The sequence below is a fragment of the Pseudomonas sp. H3_D04 genome (assembly GCF_054669175.1).
On the sequence record NZ_CP162801.1, the window covers coordinates 1199512 to 1214088 of the forward strand.

A 14577-nucleotide genomic window follows, 5' to 3' on the forward strand; every position below is an offset into this window, starting at 1 on the left:
TTGTAGCTCTCTTATGCCTCAGTGCTTGAGGTGCGGCAAGTGGCCATTACGCCAGATGCTGTGGGATCCGGTATTCGTCTCTGTGGGGCCCAAGATGACAGAAGCTTCATCGCTGCAATCCCGAAATGCGTTAAAACACCTGAACTTATCAGAAGTTTCCTGCTCTCATGCCGGTAGCCATTGGTCGTGGCCGCCTGATAAGCTCGCGGCTTTACTCGATTGCCCTTTAGGCGCATGAACAAGGAAATAGCATGAAACAGCATCGGTTGGCGGCGGCGGTGGCCCTGGTTAGCCTGGTACTTGCGGGTTGTGACTCGCAGACCAGCGTAGAGCTGAAAACCCCGGCGCAAAAAGCTTCCTACGGGATTGGCCTGAACATGGGCAAGAGCCTGGCTCAGGAAGGCATGGATGACCTGGACTCCAAAGCCGTAGCCCAAGGCATCGAAGACGCCGTCGGCAAGAAAGAACAGAAGCTGAAGGACGAAGAACTGGTCGAAGCCTTCGCAGCACTGCAGAAGCGTGCTGAAGAGCGTATGGCCAAAATGAGCGAAGAGTCGGCAGCCGCCGGCAAGAAATTCCTCGAAGAAAACGCCAAGAAAGCGGGTGTCACCACCACTGCTTCGGGCCTGCAATACGAAGTGGTCAAGAAAGCTGATGGCGCACAGCCAAAGCCGACCGACGTAGTGACTGTTCACTACACCGGCAAGCTGACCGACGGCACTACCTTTGACAGCTCCGTCGACCGTGGCAGCCCGATCGATCTGCCGGTCAGCGGCGTGATTCCGGGTTGGGTCGAAGGCCTGCAACTGATGCACGTTGGCGAGAAGTACAAGCTGTACATTCCTAGCGAGCTGGCCTACGGCGCCCAAAGCCCAAGCCCGGCGATTCCAGCCAACTCGGTGCTGGTATTCGACCTGGAACTGCTGGCGATCAAGGATCCAGCAAAAGAAGACGCCGCCAAGTAATCAGCGTCTGCTTTAAAAACAACGCCTCGCTTTATGCGGGGCGTTGTTGCATCTGGCGTTCAGCGAGGGTAAACAAAGCGAACGGATGCTGTACGGTGCAGTCATAGCCATTGAGGACGCCGTGCTAGCCGCGCCGGCGCGCCAAGTCAATGAAATCTTGGGTTTTTTTATGTGAGTAAAAAACGCCCGATCTGAGTTGAGCCCTTATGAAACGGGGCTTTCAGCCGTGAAATATAGCTCTGTTCACAAGGTTATCCACAATTTGTGTGGATAACATTTCAGCGGGAGGAATGATGAAAGCACCTTGGAATTTCGCTCGTTTCCTGCCACTCGCCGGACGCCTGCTTGCCCGTGGACGTTTGCCGACCCTGCTGTTCGCCGTCGCCAGCAAAGGGGCCAGTCAGGGCAACCGATTGGGCAAACTCAAAGACGATCTGCGCCTGATGCAGGCACTGTGCCTGGCCTACTGGCGTGGGGAGTACCGCGCCATCAGCCCGAAGGCGCTGATCTCGGTGGTGGCCGGCCTGATGTACTTCCTCAGTCCGGTGGATGCGATCCCCGACTTCATCCCGGTATTCGGCATGCTGGATGACATTGCCGTGCTGGCCTGGTTGATGAAAGTCCTCGACGATGAACTCAATGCGTTCCGTGCCTGGCGCAAACGTCAGTTGCCGGAGAAGCTTGCGGTGGTGGAGCGGCTCCCCGATACACCTGAGCAACTTCAGCTTCAAGGCCCGAAAAAAACCTGATTCGATTGAGGATCGTCCTTATATTCATACCCCCCGCGACCGTGGCCGCTGTTAGGATTACACTTCTAGGGAAAAGTGCCGACTCGCTAAGTGTCGTTGTCCTACGGGGAAGTCATGGATATTCAGATAATCACACGCGAAGGCGAGCCCGAATACGCGGTTTTGCCGTGGGCTCAGTACCAGGCTCTACTGAAAGCAGCAGGCATCAACCAACAACCGGCGCCCGACACGCCGGCGCGTCAAGCAACATCATCAGACCCGATTCTTCCAGGTCTGGATCAACTACGCAGTTTGCGCGAAGGGAAGGGCATCGCCATCGAGGCGCTGGCCCGCACGGTAGGCATCAGCCCGTCTTATCTGGCCCTGATCGAAAGTGGCGAGCGTCTACCCGACGCTGCGATTCGCCGCAGTCTGGCCTGGGAACTGACGGTGCCAGGGTGGAGGGATGAATCGTGAGCGTCCGCATCAGTCGTCAACATTGGGACGGGTTGTTGGGTGAGCTGGATCAGGCCCGCCGCCAACGGCATCTGCTGACTTATCGAGCCTTGCTGGAACGTTTGCAGTTGCCCACGCCGGCCATGCAAACCCTCACCGCTGCGCTGGAGCATCTGGCTGCGCTGGACGCCAAGGCCGAGCAGCCGCTGCGCAGCTCGCTGGTGATCAGCCAGGGTGCCAGCCGCCTGCCACGCACCGGTTTCTTCGAATGCGTCGAGCGTCTGGGGCGTTTCTCGGGACCGTCCGACGGTGTCGCCGCCGCCTCATGGCACGCTTCGGAAGTGGTGCGCGTGTTCGAATACGAGTACCCGGAATCGGCGGAGGCCTGAGTGTTTTTACGCCTCAAGGCACGGGCCAGTTACTGGCTGGCCCGCCGATTGTTTCACTGGTCGTGGTTCGTGCGACAGCCCCGCGGCTGGAGCTGGCTCGAAGGCCAGTTCGCACGGATGGCCAATCTGGGTGATGTCGGCGCGCAAAGCTTCTATGGCCACATCCTGACCTTTCGTGGCGTTGGCCTTGGGGCTCGCGAGGAGGGTGTGCGATTGCTGCGCCTGGCGGCTTTGGCGGGGGATGGCAAAGCGGCGTATCAGGTGGGAGTGATCAGTTTGGCGGGGACGCCGAGCAAGGCGCCGGATCCGGCTGAAGCGGCGAGATTCTGGGAGATGGCGGCGAAGGCGGGGCATCCGTTGGCTGAGATGAAGCTTAAAGAGCTGGCGTCTCGGGAGGACGCGAAGTAGGCGTGGGTGGTTTTTGTAGCCAGTCATGGCTGATCAGGGATTTACCCTACGCAGTTCTCAGCTTCTCCTGACTTCTTTCCTGATTATTCCCCCGCAAAGTGCTGCGCGTTTAATGCTGTGGAAAACCATCGGAGATTTCCTTCGAGTTGTGGCGGCTTTCATGAACTGGTGCGAAGGAAGTTCACCCGATAGCCTTTGATGGTCACTGAACACTCAGTGGTGGGGTGTAGGAACCCTTTCGGCATCGGTATTGCGTAAGCGTCGAAACCTGATTTGCGGCCGTTAATGTGCGTCCGTAACATCTATTGCGGCGGCTGTGCGCGGGCACGCTTCGGCGTGGTCGAGTCTCCGATGCTCGGTATTCCTACCCCGCGTATAGCTGCCACCCAAGCCCGTAGGAAGGTTTTTGGCTGCTCCCATTGTCATCGGAAGGTCTCAAATGCCAACACTTCATCCTGATCCACCCAACGAAAAGCCAGTTTCCCATCCGAAAAACCGCTTCATGGCGCTGACAAGCAACTGCAGCGACATGCCCACCTTGTTCGTCGACACCCATGCGCCACTCGATATTCTGACCGACGCCGCCCGCTACCGAATCCGAGCCGTCACCCAAGTGCTGGAGAACCTCTCCATGCGCGGTTCAGTTGAATGCGATTCCATGATCCTCAGCGACTTCGCGTTGCTCTGCGCCATTCCGTTGCGCGATGGCTGTGATGTGCTGGATGTGGTTAGGCGGCGGCTGGGCTCGATGTCGTCGGAGTAGCGTCCAGCGCTGATTTGTGGCGAGGGAGCTTGCTCCCGCTGGGCTGCGCAGCGGCCCCAAAAACCTGTAATCCGGATTTTTCAGGTGCGCCTGGGTGAATGGTTTGCGGGGCGGTCCGACAAGTCCCTCGCCACAGGATTTGGGATTGCAGTTAGGTTTTGGGTCTGCTGCGCAGCCTAGCGGGAGCAAGCTCCCTCGCCACAAAAGCAGGATTAGCGATGCCCGGCAATCAAGGTTTCTTCGGCCACCGGCACCACCAAACTATCAATCACATACACGCTATACCCCGCCACATTCTTCGCGTGATGCTTGGCCTGCGAAGCCATCTCTGCCAACTGGCTCGCATCGAGTTGTCCACAGGCCTGTGGGTGTAAATGCACGACGCCGATCGACAATGACAGCAGTGGAAACTCCTGGCGCATGCCCTGGCGATTCGGTGCGATAAAGCAGCCGGCTTCCAGGTGTTCGCTGCGGTAGAAGCGTCGGCACTGGCTGTGGAAGTCGTCCAGCAACTGGTTCAGACGTTTGCGCCAGTCTTCCGGGCCGAGCACCAGCAGGAAGTCATCCCCGCCGATATGGCCAACGAAGTCGCGGGCCGGGTCCACCCGATCGTTCAGGCATTGAGCCAGACACAGCAGGACTTCGTCCCCACGGCCGTAGCCATAGATGTCGTTGAAGGGTTTGAAACTGTCGATGTCGACGTAACAGATCACCGACTCCCGCTCCTGTTGCAGCAGCCGCGTCAGGCATTGCTGGATGGGCACGTTGCCTGGCAACAGGGTCAGCGGGTTGGCGTAGCGGGCCTGCTGGATTTTCAGTTCGGTAATCAGCTTGAGTACATCGATCACCCGGCCCAGGCCCAGATAGCCGCCGTTGAGGGTGATGATGAAGTCCTCCTCGATGCGCTGGCGCGCGCGGCTGGTGATCAAGCGACTGACTTGTTGCAGTGACTGGCTCATCTCGACGGCGAGGAAATCGTCGTTCATCAAGCGGCTGATGGGCTTGCGTGCGAACAGGTCGGTAGCAAAGGGTTTGAGCAGTGCGTCCGAGAGCGAATGCCGATGGACGATGCCGCAGGGATGGCCTTGCTCGTCAAGCACCGCCAGTGAGTTCAGGTTGGCCTGGCGGCGGAAGGCTTCCAGCACCGTGGCCGTCGGTGTGTCCCGGGCCACGGCCGGTTGGTCGTTGAGCAAGGCGCTGAGGTCACTGGCGTCATCATTCAAAGCCACTGCTGTGCTTTCCCGTTTTGGCATCAAGACTCGGGCGTCGCGAGGTGGATGCTCTTGAGGCCGACACAGCAAGTAGCCTTGCACCAGATCGACGCCCATCTCGGTCAACACCGCGAGTTCTTCCGGCAATTCGATGCCTTCGGCGATCACTTGTGCCCGTGAGGCTTTGGCGATTTGCAGGATCGAGCCGACGAATTCACGTTTGAGGGCATCCTGGTGAATGCCGTCGATAAAGTGCCGGTCGATTTTCACGTAATCCGGCCGCAGCTCGGACCAGAGCCGCAAACTCGAATAACCGGCCCCCAGATCATCGAGCGCAATGGAAAAACCCATCGCCCGGTAGTGATGCAGGGCATTTTGCAGCAACTGGAAGTCGTCGGTCGGGGTCTGTTCGGTGAGTTCGATCACCACCTGGCTCGGCGGGATGCCGAAGTCCTGCAGCAATTGCAGGGTGCGACCCGGTTGGTGAGCGGCTTCCAACAGGGATTCCGGAGAGACGTTGAGAAACAGTTTGCCCGGCAGCTGTTGTTCATTGAAGCGTCGGCAGGCACTTTCACGGCAGGCGATTTCCAGCTCGCTCAAGCGACCGGCCTGACGGGCAACCGCGAACAATGCGATGGGGGAGTGCAGCGGACTGTTCGAGGGGCCGCGAGTGAGGGCTTCGAAGCCGACAATGCGTCGCTCAGAGACGGAAATGATCGGCTGGAACAGGCTGTGCAAACCGCTTTGAGCCAGAATGGAACTCAATGCACTCAGCTGTTCAGTGGTGGTCATGGCGATCTCTGGCGATAAAAAAAGGACTGGGAGCCATGAGCTCCCAGTCCTTTATTTCACGACAGAATGATGACTGTTTGATGACGCTCCGGGGAGCGTCAGCATTAAATTGCCATCATTTTAGTGCTTGGCGACCGCGGTGTTCAGTTTCAGGTAGTCCAACAGAATCCGCCCGGTCTCGCTCAAGTAGGCATCGTCTTCTGGCTTGGTCTTGTCCGGCTCGGCCGCGATGGCGTCTTCGTCTTCTTTCTTCAGCTCCTTGAGCGGCTCTTCGCCCTTGGCCTTGCGACGGATGTTTTCCATCACCAGTTGCTTGGCTTCGATATCGGCGTGTTGCGCACGGCGATCGGCTTCATTGAGGCTGACGGTTTTCTCCGTCATCAGCTTCTGGGCCAAGGCCAGCTTGTCGCGAATGAACACGAATTCGGCGTCTTTGGCCGTGCGCACGTCATGCTCGGATTTGAGCTGCGTGATGTACGGTTTGAAAGGGTCGGCCGCCGGCTTGATGGCCGCGCGGATGGTGTCCCACGGCATGGCTTCCGGCAGGGCGCTTTCGCCGATTTCCTTGGTGTCGATGATCGACGGGTAATCGATGTCCGGCAGTACGCCCTGATGCTGGGTGCTCTGGCCGGAAACCCGGTAGAACTTGGCCAGGGTCAGTTTCAGCTCGCCATGGTTCAACGGCTGAATGGTCTGCACGGTGCCTTTACCGAAGGTCTGGCCACCGATAATCAGTGCACGGTGGTAGTCCTGCATGGCGCCGGCAAAAATCTCCGAAGCCGAGGCGGACAAGCGGTTGACCAGCAACGCCATCGGGCCTTTGTAGAATGCGCCCGGGTTTTCATCTTCCAGCACATCGACACGGCCGTCGGCATTACGCACCAGCACGGTCGGACCTTTGTCGATGAACAGACTGGTCAGCTCGGTGGCTTCCTGCAGAGAGCCGCCGCCGTTGTTGCGCAAGTCGATGACCACGCCGTCGACTTTCTCTTTCTGCAGCTCGGTCAGCAGTTTCTTGACGTCGCGAGTGGTGCTCTTGTAATCGGGATCGCCGGCACGGAACGCCTTGAAGTCGAGGTAGAAGGCCGGGATCTCGATGACGCCGAGCTTGTAGTCCTTGCCATCCTGTTTCAGGTTGAGCACCGACTTCTTCACTGCCTGGTCTTCAAGCTTCACCGCTTCGCGGGTGATCGGCACGATCTTGCTGGTCTGGTCGTTTGGCGCATTGCTGGCCGGAATCACTTCCAGGCGCACCACGGTGCCTTTCGGACCACGGATCAGCTTGACCACTTCGTCCAGGCGCCAGCCGACCACGTCGACCATCTCTTTGTTGCCTTGGGCAACGCCGATGATCTTGTCGGCCGGTGCAACCTGTTTGGTCTTGTCGGCCGGGCCGGCAGGCACCAGGCGCACGACTTTCACCTGGTCGTTATCGCTCTGCAACACGGCGCCGATGCCCTCGAGGGACAGGCTCATGTTGATGTCGAAGTTTTCCGCGTTATCCGGCGACAGATAGTTGGTGTGCGGGTCGTAGGACATGGCGAAGGTGTTGATGTACGCCTGGAAGATATCTTCCGCACGGGTCTGGTCCAGGCGCGCCAACTGGTTTTTGTAGCGCTTGGTCAAGGTTTCCTGAATCTGCTTGGAATCCTTGCCCGCGATCTTCTGCCGCAAGACTTCGTCCTTGACGCGTTTGCGCCACAGGTCGTCGAGTTCTGCGGTGGACTTGAGCCAAGGGGCGTCCTTGCGATCGATCAGCAAGGTTTCCTTGGTATTGAAGTCGATTTTGTCGACGCCCTTGTTCAGCTCGGCAAGGGCAAAGTCCAGACGCGCTTTGACGCGGTCCAGGTAGCGCTTGTAGATGGTGAACCCGGCGTTGAGATCGCCGCTTTTCAGGAAGTCGTCGAACTGGGTCTTCCACTTGTCGAATTCGGCAATGTCGCTGGCCATGAAGTAGCTGCGCGACGGATCCAGCAGCTTGAGGTAGCTGTCATAGATGATCACGGAGCGCGCGTCATCGAGCGGCGGCTTGCTGTAGTGATGGCGCTTGAGCAGTTCGACGACGTTCAGGCTGGCGATCACTTCGTCACGATCAGGCTGAAGCTTGTCCCAGCTATTGGCTGCGAATGTATTGCTCGACATCGGCAACAGGCCGATACCAATGAATAGGGCTAGGGCGGTGCTGGGGAAAAAATGCTTCATGCTGATTCGACGCGGAGACAATTGATCACGCATATTAGGCCGTCTTTGAAGTCGCCGGTTCCACAAAGGGCCGGTCACATAATGCAAGAAAGCCCGGCGCTACAGCTACGGGCTCAGTCCAGACTCACTATGGAGGCACGGTGAAAGCATTGCAAGGCGTGGAAGGTCAAGTGGAGTGGGTTGAAGAGCCCAGTCCTACATGCGATGTAGGACAAGTTCGGATTCGAGTGGCGGCAGCGGGCCTCAATCGCGCCGATTTGTTACAGAAAGCAGGGCTTTATCCGCCACCGCCGGGAGCCAGTCAGGTACTGGGTCTTGAGTGTTCGGGGGTGATCAGCGAAGTCGGCCCGGGCTCGTCCTGGCAGGTCGGCGATCGGGTCTGCGCCTTGCTGGCCGGGGGCGGGATGGCCGAAGAGGTAGTTGTCGACGGACGGCATGTGCTGCCGGTCCCCGAAGGTTTGTCCCTGGCCGAGGCGGCGGCGTTGCCGGAGGTGTACGCGACCGTCTGGCTGAATTTGTTTCAACTCGCTGCGCTCAAACCGGGTGAGAAAGTTCTTCTGCACGCCGGAGCAAGTGGAATCGGTTCAGCGGCCATTCAGCTATGCAAGGCCTTTGGCAACCCGTGCTGGGTCAGCGTCGGTTCCGCCGAGCGTCTGGCTTATTGCGAAGCGCTGGGTGCGCAGGGGGGTGTGGTGCGCACGGGCGACCTGGACAGCTTGCGCGACCTGGGACCGTTCGATGTGATTCTCGATCCGGTCGGCGGCAACTACGCCGCGCTGAACCTGAAAATGCTGGCTCTGGATGGTCGCTGGGTGCTGATCGGCTTGATGGGCGGTCGTGATGCGAACCTGGATCTGGCGCAGGTTCTGGCCAAGCGCGTGCAACTGCTGGGCTCGACGTTGCGCAGTCGTGATGAGCAGTTCAAGGCGGATTTGTTCAGTGATTTGAGCCAGCATGTGTGGCCGTTGTTTGCTGAAGGGCGGTTGAGTCCCCAGTTGGCGAAGACCTACCCGATCAAGGACGCCGAAGCGGCGTTTGCGGAGTTGGCGAGTAATAAGGTGGCGGGGAAGCTGGTCCTGATAATCGACCCAAGCCTGACCTGAAGGACACACTGAACCTGTAGGAGCGAGCGGGCGGCGCTCCTACAGGGATATCGGTTACTTCCAGATATGGATTGGCCAGCCGGCTTTTTCGGCGTGCTCAAGCAACACCGGATCCGGGTTCACCACGTGTGGGAAATCCACCTTCAACAGCAGCGGTAAATCGTTACGCGAGTCGGAATAGAAACTCGCACCTTCCAGATTCTCCTCTTCCGCATCCAGCCACTCCAGCAACCGGACGATCTTGCCTTCGCGGTAGGTCAGGGTGCCGACGGTCTGACCGCTATAAACGCCATGCGTCACTTCCAGTTCGATGCCGAGAATCTCGTCGATGCCCAGACGGTCGGCAATCGGCTTGACCAAGTGCGTGCCCGAGGCCGAGATCACCAGAATCCGGTCACCGGCCTTGCGATGGGCGGCGATGGCTTTAGTGGCGTCACTGAAGATGATCGGCTCGATGAAGTCTTCCACCCAAGGCCCGACCAGATGCTCGACCTCTTCCGGTGTGCGCCCGATCATCGGCTCCAGGCTGAAGGTCATGTACTCCTCCATGCGCAGTTTGCCGTGGCTGTAAGCGTCCATCAGTTCGTTGTTCTGACGCATGAACGACTCGGGATCGACCCAGCCCAGGCGGCCCATTTGCGCGCTCCAGAGGGTGGCGCAGTCGCCGTGGATCAGGGTTTCGTCCAGATCAAAAATTGCCAAGGCCATTAGTGCGGTTCTCTCCGAGAACAGCTTCAAGCGGCAAATTTCAAGCCGCAAGAAGTGATTGAGGTGGTGAGCAGTTTACAACTTGTCGCTCGCAGCTTGCAGCTTGCAGCTGTTTTCAAGCTACTTCACACAGGGCAGTCGGATCGATGGAAAGTGCCAGGCGCTGACCATCGGGGTGCAGATCGGCCGCCGAGCGGTTCAGCACATCCACCACCAATTCCACGCCCCGGGCTTCGACCCGATAGCGAATCACGTTGCCCAGCAAACTGTGGCTGCGTACTTGCGCATCCAGCTCGCCATTGAGGCTCAGCTCGATGGCTTCCGGGCGAATCGCGATGCGGTGGTTGATCGGCCGTTGCAGCAGTTTCGAGGCGCTGTCGGCGTCCAGCAGGTTGTAGTTGCCGATGAAACCGGCGGCAAACACATCCACGGGCGCGGTGTAGAGGGTTTCGGCGTCGCCGCTCTGTACGATCTTTCCCTGATTCATCAGGAAAATCCGGTCAGACATGGTCAGGGCTTCTTCCTGATCGTGTGTGACGAAGATCGTGGTCAGACCGAGTTCACGCTGGATCTGACGGATCTGTTCGCGCAGGTGCTTGCGAATCCGCGCATCGAGGGCCGACAGTGGTTCGTCCAGCAACAACAGCCGCGGACGGGTAACCAATGAGCGGGCGAGGGCCACGCGCTGGCACTGGCCGCCCGACAATTGATGCGGGTAGCGCGCGGCGAAGTCATTGAGCTCCACCAGTTTCAGCACTTCGGCGACACGCTTCTGGCTGTCGTCGGCGTTGACCTTTTGCATGCGCAGACCGAAGGCGATGTTCTGCTCCACGGTCATGTTGGGGAACAGTGCATAACTCTGGAACACCATGCCAATCCCGCGTTTCTGTGGGCTCATCGGAACCAGATCGACGCCCTCCAGCAGAATCTTGCCGCCATCCACCGACGTCAGGCCGGCGATGCAACGCAACAGCGTGGACTTGCCGCAACCGGACGGGCCGAGGAGGGTGACGAACTCACCTTTCTGGATTTCGCAGTTGATGTCGCTGAAGACGGTGGTGCCCGCGTAATTTTTTTGAAGATGTTGGACGCTGACATAGCTCATTCGCTTTTGTCCTTGTTCAAGATATTGGCCGCCCAGGTCAGAACCAGCACAAAGAAGAAGTAGGAAATCACCAGCGCACTGGTGAAGTGGCCGCTGCTGTTACGCATGTTGTTGAGGTAGACCTGCAAGGTTTCGTAGCGGGTGCCGACCAGGATGTTGGCGAACACGAATTCACCGAACAGGAACGAGAACGACAGCAGCAATGCCACCATCAACCCCTTGCGCAGGTTCGGCAGCACCACCAGGAACGCGGCTTGCCAGGTGCTGGCGCCGAGCAGTTGTGCGGCGTCCATCAGGTCGCGCAGGTTGATCGCTTGCAGGTTGTTGGTGATCGCCCGGTACATGAACGGCAGCGCGATGGTGAAGTAGCAGCCGATCAGAATCCACGGCGTACCGACCATCGCAAATGGCCCGGAACCGTAGAGCTGCAACAGCCCCACCGAGGACACCACCGGCGGCACTGCGAAGGGCAGCAGGATCAGGATGTTCATCAGCGCATCGAGTTTGGGGAAGTGGTAATGCACCACGAACAGCAGCGGCAGAATCAGCACCACCGACAGAATCAACGCGCCGACGCAGACGAGCAGCGACTGCCCGAAGGCATGCAGAAAGCGCGGATCGCTCCACAGCTGGATGTACCACTTGAAGGTAAAGCCGCTCGGCAGAATGGTCGCCGACCAGCTGCTGGCGATCGAGTAGATCAACGTCCCGGCCAGCGGCAACAACAGAATGGCAAACAGCACGTACACCACCACCCGGTGATAGACGCCGGCGGGGCCCAGTTCAGCGCGAGACATGGTAGCTCCTCTTCAACAGCAGCTGATGCACGATGGTCACCAGGGTCATCAACGCCACGAGTACCACGGCCAGGGCGCTGGCCAGGTTCGGATCCAGGGAAATGTCGCCGGACACCATCGCCGCGATGCGGATCGGCAGTACGTTGAAGTTGCCGGTGGTCAGCGCGTAAACCGTGGCGTAGGCGCCAAGCGCGTTGGCCAGCAAAATCACGAAAGTGCCGAGCAGCGCAGGGGTCAGCACCGGCAAACCGATGTGGCGCCAGAACTGCCAGCCGTTGGCGCCGAGCAGTTCGGCGGACTCACGCCAGTCTTCGCGCAAGGCATCGAACGCCGGATAAAGCAGCAGCACGCCCAATGGAATCTGGAAGTAGGTGTAGAGAATGATCAGCCCGGTTTTCGAATACAGGTTGAAGTCCTGAATGATCCCGGCCTGCTTGAGCATGATGGTGAAGCTGCCGTTGAACCCCAGCAAAATGATGAAGGCAAAGGCCAGGGGCACGCCGGCGAAGTTGCTGGTCATGTTGGCGAAAGCATTCACGAAGTTACGCAGTTTCGAGTCGACCCGGCGCAGGGAATAGGCGCCGAGCACCGCGATGATGATCCCGAATACGCTGGACCAGAAACTGATCTCGAGGCTGTACTGGATCGCTTGCAGATAGAACTTCGAATTGAAGATCTTGGTGAAGTTGGCCAGGCCCCAGCCGAACTCTTCCGATTGCAGGCTGTTGATCATTACCCAGACCAGCGGCGCGATCTCGAACACGATAAAAAACAGAGCGAAAGGCACCAGGCACAACGCTGCCAGCCATTTACCACGGGTCATGGCATTCACTTGAGCAGCTCCCGGCAGACAGGTTTGTCGTGGGCCACGCCCAGCAGTTCGCAGACCGTGCCGCAGATGTCAGTCTGTTTGGGCGCGGCGCTGGCGTTGAAGCTGAAGGCATCGCCCAGGACAAACAGCGGTACTTCCCGTTCTTCCGCCAGCAGGCCGTTGTGCGAGCGGTCGTTGTTCATGCCGTGGTCGGCGGTCACCAGCACTTGGTAGCCGGCGTCGAGCCAGGTTTGCAGGTAGTCGGCCAGGATAATGTCCACCGAGCGGGCACTGTTGCGGTATTGCGGGGTGTCGAGGCCGTGCTTGTGCCCGGCGTCGTCGATGTTCATGGGGTGGATCAACAAAAAGTTGGGCGCGTGGCGCAGACGCAGGTTTTCAGCGTCGGCGAACAGGTGCGAATCCGGGTAGTGATCGTTCCAGTAGAAGTGACCGTGCTGGATCGGCAGGTCGGGGTTGTCGGTGTGACGATCCCGGGCGGCCTCGAACGGCGAGCGGTTATACAACTCGCTGACCCAGTGATAGGCCGCGGCGGCGGTAGTCAGGCCGGCATCCGTGGCGTAGTGATAAATGCTGCGCTGGTTGGACAGGCGCGCGACGTTGTTGTGGACGATGCCGCTCTCGATGGGCGGGACGCCGGTGAGGATGCATTCGTAAAGCGGTCGGGACAGGGCCGGCAGTTCGCACTCCAGTTTGTAGAGTGCCGCGCGTCCTGCGCCGACGTAAGCCTGCAGGTGCCCCAAGGCGTGGCGCGCGACTTCATAGTTGAGGCCGTCGAGCACGACAAGGATGACGTTGTGCTTCATAGGGGCAAAAACTCCGCGAAACAGACATTCATAAAACTTGAATTCACCACGGTCCATTGTGGGAGCGAGCCTGCTCGCGAAGGCGTTGAGTCAGTCAACACAGGTGTTGAATGTCAGTCCGCTTTTCGCGAGCAGGCTCGCTCCTGCATTTGGATCTCCATCAGCCCGACAGAAGTCGGGCTACAGGGTTATTTCATTTCAACAAGGACTTCTTCGTTCCACTTCTGCGGCAAAGCCTTGGAAGTCTTTTCCCACGCATCCGCGTCTTTGATCGGCGTGACCTTTTTGTACTGCTCGTTTGGCAGCAGCTTGGCCTGGACGTCAGCCGGCAGCTTGATGTGCTCGGCGCGGATTGGACGGGCATTACCTTTCGCCAGGTTGATCTGACCGGCATCGCTGAAGATGTATTCGCGGGTCAGCTTGGCGGCGTTCGGGTTCTTCGCGTATTTGTTGATGATGGTGGTGTAGCCGGAAATCACCGAACCGTCGGAAGGGATCAGCACCACGTAGTCATCGGGGTTCGCCATCTTGGCCTTGTAGCTCAGGCCGTTGAAATCCCAGACCACGCCGACTTCGATTTCACCCTTTTCCATCGTGGCGATGGTCGGGTTGGCCATGGACAGGCGGCCCTGCTTGGCGATATCTGCGAACAGCAACAACGCTGGCTGCAGGTTCTTTTCGTCGCCACCGTTGGCCAGTGCGGCGGCCAGTACACCGTTGGCGGCCTGGGCGGCGGTGCTCACGTCACCGATCGACACCTTGTATTTACCGGTTTTCAGATCCGCCCACTTGGTCGGAGCTTCGGAACCGTGCAGCAGCTTCTTGTTGATGATGAACGCGATGGTGCCGGTGTACGCCAGTGCCCAGTTGCCGTCCTTGTCCTTGGCCCAGTCCGGGATCTGGTCCCAGGTGCTTGGCTTGTAGGGTTGCACCACGCCTTGTTTGACCGCGATCGGGCCGAAGGCTGCGCCGACGTCGCCGATGTCGGCACTGGCGTTGTCCTTCTCGGCGGCGAACTTGGCGATTTCCTGCGCCGAGCTCATGTCGGTGTCGATGTGTTTCAAGCCGTATTTCGTGGCCAGGTCTGCCCAGGTGCCTTTCCAGTTGGCCCAGTCATCGGGCATGCCGACGCTATTGACCGCACCTTCCGCTTTCGCAGCGGCTTCCAGGGTTTTCATATCATCAGCGGCCATGGCGGCGCTGCACATGGCAATGGTCGAGCCTAACAGTGATGCCAGGAAAAGCTTTTTCATCCGAAGCTCCTTTGGGCGTTTTCAACGCTGCGATTGCGGTTGTGTTGGTCTAGGTCAGCAAT

At 58.9% G+C, this 14577-nt stretch carries 15 protein-coding genes; 7 read left to right on the forward strand and 8 right to left on the reverse strand.

Annotation, left to right across the window (positions count from 1 at the left end; translation table 11 throughout):
* Positions 1 to 251 precede the first annotated feature (251 nt).
* The 6 genes from AB4N91_RS05780 to AB4N91_RS05805 all read left to right on the forward strand — a co-directional run bounded on the left by AB4N91_RS05780 (position 252) and on the right by AB4N91_RS05805 (position 3709).
* Positions 252 to 965 (forward strand): FKBP-type peptidyl-prolyl cis-trans isomerase, encoded by a 714-nt coding sequence (locus AB4N91_RS05780; protein WP_010456752.1) that lies wholly within the window; start codon positions 252 to 254, stop codon positions 963 to 965.
* A gap of 293 nt (positions 966 to 1258) precedes the next feature.
* A complete protein-coding gene (locus AB4N91_RS05785) occupies positions 1259 to 1714 on the forward strand; it encodes a YkvA family protein (protein ID WP_010456751.1) in 456 nt (151 codons plus the stop codon).
* Between the two features lie 114 nt (positions 1715 to 1828).
* The gene (locus AB4N91_RS05790) at positions 1829 to 2170 is read left to right on the forward strand and encodes a helix-turn-helix domain-containing protein (protein ID WP_077748155.1); all 342 of its coding nucleotides are present in this window, start codon (positions 1829 to 1831) and stop codon (positions 2168 to 2170) included.
* Positions 2167 to 2538, forward strand: coding sequence for a hypothetical protein (locus AB4N91_RS05795; RefSeq protein WP_003223109.1), 372 nt, complete (start codon positions 2167 to 2169; stop codon positions 2536 to 2538). Before AB4N91_RS05790 ends, AB4N91_RS05795 begins: the two co-directional genes overlap by 4 nt.
* Positions 2539 to 2946: an SEL1-like repeat protein gene (locus tag AB4N91_RS05800; RefSeq protein ID WP_460112174.1), complete on the forward strand. Its 408-nt coding sequence runs from the start codon at positions 2539 to 2541 to the stop codon at positions 2944 to 2946. It abuts the gene before it with no gap.
* Positions 2947 to 3385: 439 nt separating this feature from the next.
* On the forward strand, positions 3386 to 3709 hold the full coding sequence (locus AB4N91_RS05805) for a hypothetical protein (protein WP_460112175.1): 324 nt from the start codon (positions 3386 to 3388) through the stop codon (positions 3707 to 3709).
* 212 nt (positions 3710 to 3921) lie between these two features.
* Here the strand turns inward: AB4N91_RS05805 and AB4N91_RS05810 are convergent, their stop codons facing one another.
* Both AB4N91_RS05810 and AB4N91_RS05815 read right to left on the reverse strand, forming a co-directional pair.
* On the reverse strand, positions 3922 to 5712 hold the full coding sequence (locus tag AB4N91_RS05810; protein ID WP_010456734.1) for a bifunctional diguanylate cyclase/phosphodiesterase: 1791 nt from the start codon (positions 5710 to 5712) through the stop codon (positions 3922 to 3924).
* A gap of 120 nt (positions 5713 to 5832) precedes the next feature.
* Complete coding sequence (locus AB4N91_RS05815) at positions 5833 to 7914, reverse strand: carboxy terminal-processing peptidase (RefSeq protein WP_010456732.1); 2082 nt, start codon at positions 7912 to 7914, stop codon at positions 5833 to 5835.
* 140 nt (positions 7915 to 8054) lie between these two features.
* Here AB4N91_RS05815 and AB4N91_RS05820 point away from each other — a divergent pair, with 140 nt between their 5' ends.
* Positions 8055 to 9017 (forward strand): zinc-binding dehydrogenase, encoded by a 963-nt coding sequence (locus tag AB4N91_RS05820; protein WP_077748159.1) that lies wholly within the window; start codon positions 8055 to 8057, stop codon positions 9015 to 9017.
* Between the two features lie 54 nt (positions 9018 to 9071).
* On the opposite strand, the gene AB4N91_RS05825 is transcribed toward AB4N91_RS05820, so the two are convergent.
* The 6 genes from AB4N91_RS05825 to AB4N91_RS05850 form a co-directional block, all read right to left on the reverse strand.
* Positions 9072 to 9725, reverse strand: a complete 654-nt coding sequence (locus tag AB4N91_RS05825) for an HAD family hydrolase (protein WP_102595823.1) — start codon at positions 9723 to 9725, stop codon at positions 9072 to 9074.
* Positions 9726 to 9840: 115 nt separating this feature from the next.
* Positions 9841 to 10830 carry an ABC transporter ATP-binding protein gene (locus AB4N91_RS05830; protein ID WP_010456726.1) on the reverse strand — a complete coding sequence of 330 codons (990 nt, stop codon included), beginning with the start codon at positions 10828 to 10830 and terminating at the stop codon, positions 9841 to 9843.
* Positions 10827 to 11627 carry an ABC transporter permease gene (locus tag AB4N91_RS05835; RefSeq protein ID WP_010456724.1) on the reverse strand — a complete coding sequence of 267 codons (801 nt, stop codon included), beginning with the start codon at positions 11625 to 11627 and terminating at the stop codon, positions 10827 to 10829. The genes AB4N91_RS05830 and AB4N91_RS05835 overlap by 4 nt, the downstream gene beginning before the upstream one ends.
* Positions 11614 to 12450 carry an ABC transporter permease gene (locus tag AB4N91_RS05840; protein WP_154501365.1) on the reverse strand — a complete coding sequence of 279 codons (837 nt, stop codon included), beginning with the start codon at positions 12448 to 12450 and terminating at the stop codon, positions 11614 to 11616. The genes AB4N91_RS05835 and AB4N91_RS05840 overlap by 14 nt, the downstream gene beginning before the upstream one ends.
* A gap of 5 nt (positions 12451 to 12455) precedes the next feature.
* Entirely contained in the window at positions 12456 to 13262 is an 807-nt protein-coding gene (locus AB4N91_RS05845) for an alkaline phosphatase family protein (protein ID WP_077748161.1), read from the reverse strand.
* A gap of 188 nt (positions 13263 to 13450) precedes the next feature.
* Complete coding sequence (locus AB4N91_RS05850) at positions 13451 to 14515, reverse strand: ABC transporter substrate-binding protein (RefSeq protein ID WP_077748162.1); 1065 nt, start codon at positions 14513 to 14515, stop codon at positions 13451 to 13453.
* Positions 14516 to 14577 lie beyond the last annotated feature (62 nt).